The sequence below is a fragment of the Microcystis sp. LE19-8.1F genome (assembly GCF_027531715.1).
GTDB lineage: Bacteria > Cyanobacteriota > Cyanobacteriia > Cyanobacteriales > Microcystaceae > Microcystis > Microcystis wesenbergii_A.
The window spans coordinates 50,869-56,868 of record NZ_JAPZSO010000149.1 but is presented as its reverse complement, the minus strand read 5'-3'; the positions used below and the strand labels follow the sequence as shown (position 1 = coordinate 56,868).

4 protein-coding genes are annotated in these 6,000 nt (G+C 38.5%); 1 reads left to right on the top strand and 3 read right to left on the bottom strand.

From position 1 onward, the window contains the following. Positions 1–224, top strand: a 224-nt coding sequence (locus O9334_RS14945; RefSeq protein WP_288000871.1) for a type II toxin-antitoxin system PemK/MazF family toxin, incomplete at its 5' end; no start/stop codon positions are given. Positions 225–720: 496 nt separating this feature from the next. Here O9334_RS14945 and O9334_RS14940 read toward each other — a convergent pair. Genes O9334_RS14940 through O9334_RS14930 form a run of 3 tightly spaced genes read right to left on the bottom strand, consistent with a single transcriptional unit; the run spans position 721 to position 5,887 of the window. Beyond that, the gene (locus tag O9334_RS14940; protein WP_288000869.1) at positions 721–3,534 is read right to left on the bottom strand and encodes a formylglycine-generating enzyme family protein; all 2,814 of its coding nucleotides are present in this window, start codon (positions 3,532–3,534) and stop codon (positions 721–723) included. Between the two features lie 8 nt (positions 3,535–3,542). Further along, positions 3,543–4,514, bottom strand: a complete 972-nt coding sequence (locus O9334_RS14935) for an AAA family ATPase (protein ID WP_288000866.1) — start codon at positions 4,512–4,514, stop codon at positions 3,543–3,545. Next, positions 4,496–5,887 carry a hypothetical protein gene (locus O9334_RS14930; RefSeq protein ID WP_288000863.1) on the bottom strand — a complete coding sequence of 464 codons (1,392 nt, stop codon included), beginning with the start codon at positions 5,885–5,887 and terminating at the stop codon, positions 4,496–4,498. The genes O9334_RS14935 and O9334_RS14930 overlap by 19 nt, the downstream gene beginning before the upstream one ends. Between the last annotated feature and the right edge of the window lie 113 nt (positions 5,888–6,000).

Below are 6,000 nucleotides of genomic sequence, written 5' to 3'. Positions count from 1 at the left end.
TGTGTCCATTAACAACCAATTTGAGACGAGCAAAAGCTATTGGTAATGTTTTATTGAATGAGGGTGAAGGGAATTTACCTGAATCCAGTGTTGTTAATGTTTCACAGGTTTTCACGGTTGATAAGCGTCTTTTAACGGAGTCTATCGGAAGACTTTCTCAGGAAAAAATCAAATTAATTATTCAGGGAATTAAGTTGGTTATTGAACCTCAAGAACTCGAATAATAGGGGTTTATATAGCGCTTTTCACGTTACTGAGGTATCGACAAGTTTTGCCAACAAGGGGCTTAAGCCCCTTGCCCATGCCTCATTCTGATGAAAACTGCTATAAAAGGATTTAAAGAACCCGTTAACACAAAAAAAAGCACGAAGATAGATTACAGCATCGCCGCTCACGGTTACTTCGGAAGTTTAATACTAAATCCGTTGAGTATATGCTACTTATAAGGACAGGCAAAAAGCAAGAGGCAAAAGGGAAAAGAGGTAATAAATAATCGGTTTTTAATAACCGGATTTAGTATAACCTATCCCTAACCCTGCATCTTGAGCGGCGATCGCGTCCTGTAGGGGCGAAGCATTCGGGCATAACCTATCCCTAACCCTACTTTTTCAGCAAACCCTAGATAATTAACCCCTAAACTAATACACTTGTTCTATAGCTTGCCCCAAAAAATTCCGGAAAAGGGAATGAGGGTAAAAAGGGAAAAAAAGAGAAAAAGGGTTACAGGGTCCTCCCAGCACCGCACACCACCCGAAAACCGAGGTCGAAGCCGTCGATGACGAAGTAGCGGCGGTCGTTGTGGCGGCGGAAAGCGGAACGGCAGTAATAGGGAATGCTGAACCAAGAACCGCCCCGTATTTGAGAACGATTATCATCCCCATTTTTTGTCCAAGCACTTCCATTCCTCGGTGCATCCTTATAATTATCGTGCCAGGTATCGGCGCACCATTCCCAGACATTGCCGTGCATATCGTACAACCCAAAAGCGTTTGGGGGGAACTGTCCCACGGGAGTCGTTTGTTGTCGATATTCTCCTGTAGGTTCATCGGCATAGGTTTCAGTAGCTCGATAGTTAGCTAAATCTGCCGTTATCGTTTCCCCAAAATGAAAGGGTGTTTTTGTCCCCGCTCTACAGGCGTACTCCCATTCTGCCTCACTCGGTAGTCGGTATTCCCGAACCGTTAGTTTCGATAATCTTGCACAAAATTCGACGGCATCGTACCAGTTGACTCGTTCGACGGGTCTATCCCAGCGCGTGGGCGATCCCCCCCTAGCCCCCCCTTCAAAAGGGGGGGAATCGGAAGCCCCCCTTTTTAAGGGGGGTTTGGGGGGATCTTTAAAGCGGGAGGGATCAGGGTCAAGATCTCGTTTTACTTTTAAATCCGTGCGAGAGGCAATCGCTCTCCACTGAGCTTGGGTAATCGGGGTTTGACTCATGTAGAAAGCGGGGACTTTGACCAGGTGTTGTGGTCTTTCACTTCTATATCCTTCCCAACCATATTTTTTAACCAGTCTTTCAATTTCCTCATCTTCCGTTCCCATCCAGAATTCTCCTTGGGGAATATACATCATGCGGATATAGTTTTGAGCTTTTTTCTGGTTGCCAACTTCTGGAAGGTTTTCATCGTAAAAATAGGCTTTAACAGGTTTTCTCTTGATAACTTGGCCTGTTTCATTAACCAGTACCGTTTCTGCGGTAAAAAGGAAAAGGTTTTCATCGTAGGGAACAATAGCGGCTACTTCGTCTATTAAACGTTTTTGTCGGGTTCCTTCGTCTTCTGGGGAAAGTTGAAGGACATTGCCAACGTGGTTTAAATCCCCTCTAGAATAGGCGGCAATCGGTTTATTAAGCAATAACAAGGGTTCATAATCGGCTAAAGCAGCGGATATATTTTCTAATAAAGCTGTCAATCTCACAAGACGCACTCGGTTATTATTTTTGATAGCTTCTGCTAGTACCTGTCTGATTTCATTGACCGCTTGACTAGGTTTTAGGTAGGCAAGAGCTAACCATTGTTGATTTTGCCAATAAACCGATTTTGAGCAATGATCACCGATTTGTTCCTGAATATAGGTTTGTAACTGATAGGCCAGAGATTTGAGTTCCTCTGGGGTTAATTTTTCTAATAGTAGTTTACGAACATCGGGAGACATTTCATAGAGTTCTCGATCTATTTTGCGGACTAAACTGGAGAGTAAAATATCAGCGATCGCATACCAGGGAGCTTGATTATTTTTATCTTGATGTTGACGCAGATAATAAAGTAAATTAGGGGATAAACTAAGGGGAAATGCCGCTCGTTTCGCTAGTTCTCTGGTGTTTGGTTTGTTTTCTTTTTCAAATAATCTTAAACGGCTTTCTGCGCTAAAAAAATCTTCATCCTCATCCCAATTATCCCCTTGTTGAAATTGATTAGGATTAAATAAATGACGGGGTGGGATAGCTTCTTCTTTTAGCCATGTTATCAAGTTTTCCCAATCCTCTGTGGTTAGTTCAAACATGGAAAAATTGGGTATATCTTCAGCTAAATCAGCAATATCGATCGCAGTTGTCCCATACCATCGATGATAGGGTAAGGGGTTTAACCATGCGACTCGGCTAAATCTTCGGCTAAATCGTCGGATAAGGGTTTCTGTTGCGCTCAAGCGCTCTTCTACATAACGTTTTCTAGCGGCACCCGCATCACTAAGAATTAGACAACTGGTTACTTCCGGAGAATAGTTAGAGAGAACTTTGGTTAAAGATTGACTTTCCCAACCGTTTTCTTGTCGTAAAACCTCGTCTCTAATCAGATTATCAAAGTAAAAATGGGGAACATTTGCCCAAGTTTGCTTCATTATTCGCCCAAATCCTGCAAAGGGAATCATCGAGTCAGAACAATCAATAAAAATTATAATTTCTCGGCGATAAAGTTGTTTCTTTTGGTAAATTATTTGATCAAAAAAACCTCGTTTAGCCGTTGCCATCACCGTGGCTTTTAGATCCCAAGTTTGTCGAGGACTTTCTAGGGGTAATGGACGCAGTTGCTGCCAACTTTCTTGTAACTTAGCGATGCCAATAGGATAATAATCAGGATTATCTAGAGATGTGATTTTTTTTCGCTTTTCAATAGCTGTGGCAATTTGTGGAAATGAATTCTCCGGTGCTATTGGTGTATCCCCCGGAGGGGTAATTTCTAATGAGTGAGATTCCCTATCATCCATCGGGTTTATGATTTTGCTAATCGATTCTTCTGGATGACGAATAGGTGTTTTTTTGGCTATTTCTATATTTATTTCTGGTTGGAATTGTAGCATCTCTGTCCAGGCCTGATCAAATTTTTCTTTTTCTTTCGGGGATTTAACCCATAAAGCTTGACAAAGAAGTTTAATTTTAGGATTCTCTAAGTTGGGATTTTCTTGAATAGCAATATCAGAATCATTGGCGAGTTTTTGAATCAGGTAATTTTCCACCCGATAATATTGTTCAATAGACAGCAGAAATCCTTCTTCGTCTCTGAGTTGATAAAATAGGTCAAGTAGGGGGGATGTCATTGGCTTTTTTAACCTCTTGTTCCATAATCTTGTAAATCAGTACGGCTTTTTAGTAAAACACTAGCGTGGGGTAATTTGTCCTCTTTTAATTTGGCGATAATTTCTTCAGGTTTGTACTTGAGCAACGATTTAAACCAGGCTATTAATTCACTGGTGCTAACTTTTTTTTCTCCTTCAGATTTAGTCTCGTCTTGTGATGTTCTCACTTCCTGAAAACGGTCCACTGCTTTGATGATAACGTCTTTTTCAGCGTCGGTAAACCGTTCGGTTAATATTTTTCTTAATCTTTCTTGGTTGGGTAGCTCAATATAGTGATAAATGCAACGTCTCAGAAAAGCATTGGGTAAGTTTTTTTCTTGATTACTGGTAATAATAATCAGAGGAAAAGCTTGATCATTTGCTTGAATTGGTTCTCCTGTTTCTTTAATGAAAAAACGACGAGATTCAATGGCTAAAAGTAAATCATTAGGAAAATCTCGATCTGCTTTATCTATTTCATCAATTAATACTACCGATTGTTCTTGCTTATCTTGACTTTGTTTAAATGCTTTACCCAAGGGTTGTAAATCAACCCAATCCTTTGAAGTAGCTGGATTTTTTTGCTCAGAAGAAGATTCTTCTATTTCTTTTTGGCTTAAAATTCCGCTAATTTGAGCAGCTTGTAAACGGCCAATATAATCATATTGATAGAGACTATCTTCTGCTTTACTTGTAGATTGAACTATCCACTCATAATATTTTATAGGATTATTTTCACGGGGATAATTAAATTCATAAACTAACGCATGAGCTAGACGACTTTTGCCACATCCCGGTTCACCTTCTAGTAACAAAGGCATTCCCAATTCAATAGCCAAGTTAACAACTTCTATTAACTCATCACCTGCGTCATAGGGATAAATTTTCTGTTGAATCGGTTCATAATAAAGTCCCGATTTAGGTTGAATTTTTCCCGTGTAAGTTAAGGATAGTTTATCCATCTATTTTCCCTCGATAATTGTCCTTGAAATTGTTGATAAAAAGCTTTCAGTGTGTCTTCTATCTTGCCTTCATTGCTATTTTGCCATAATTCCTGCAAGGTAGATTTAAATAAGTCTGTGGTTTCATCCTGTAAGTCACAACCTAACTGAAGTTGTTGAGCAAAAGTAGGAATAATTTCCTGAAAAGACCGTTGTTCAAAGCAAGAGTCAATCTGTAAGCGGTGAATAGGACTTAATTCTGATAATCTGTCCTTATCTCTCCAATCATTCCCTTCTCCATAATCTAACCAAATCATTAATAAAAAGCCTTTAATGGGACTATTTTGTATTTTACGAGCGTTGGTAATTAAGTTTTGCCAAAATGAATCAATGTCTTTTAAACGGGAAAAGTCGGCACAATCAATTCCTTCAAAAATCAAACAAAAATTATTAGCTTTTAAATTTTTAATTCCTCCAGAATTATTGAAAAAATGTTCACAAAGACTATAGCTATCCCATTCTTCTTGACCATCTCCTTGAAACTTAAAAACAATGGGTTTAACGGGCAAATTATTAGTGATCAAGATTTCTTTTTCTAAACGACGCAAACACAAAACACGATATTGATGAGGACAAGGGGGAATATAAATACTGCCTTCTCGTAAAGGTTTAGCAGCTATTGAACTGGTAAAATTTACTAGATTAGTATAATTAAATTTTGTCAAAACACGATAAATCTTTTCATTATTTGTTCGTTGATCTTTTGGGTTTTGATGATGAAGTTGACAACATTCTAAGCTTTCAAAATCTAGGCCTAATACTTCGCAATAAGCTTGAACAATATAAGACTGTCTAGAGGGTCTTCCTTTTGTTTGTATTTTTGGTTTTTTATAGTCTTTTTGAGTACAAAACAGCAAACTAGGTCCAGATATGCCAATTACCTTTAAAATAGACTCATTTAATAAATGGTTTATATCCTCATAAAAGGTTAAATGAATTGAATTATCATTAATATCTTCAATTCTGGTTGTATTTATTTTATTTTGATTAATGTACGCTCTTTTCTTCTCATTTTCAAATCCTTGAAACTTAGATTTATTTTGTAAGTACAATTTCTTACCCTTTGGTTTTAAAACCTCTTTAGTTGGTCCAGATTGTGGCTGAGATTCTCTCATCCAAGCTTTCAAAACATTTAATGGAATGGTATAACTGGAAGTTTCTGTTCGACTACGGTATTCTTCGAGAAATGCCTCAAGTAACCATCGACTTGCTTCTATTAATATTTGCTCTGTTTTCTCCGAAGCACAAGAATAGTTTCCCTTATAAGCATCTTTAGCCTTACGAAGGGTTTCTACATCTTCATCCCATAATCTGATTTCGCCGGACCTTAACATAAATCTCGTCAAACGTCAACCTACCATCTGATCCACTTTTTGATCCCCTTTTGCCAGCATTTGCTGAAAGCATTTTAATCAACTTGTCCTCAAAAAACAAGCCCTAAGGCGAA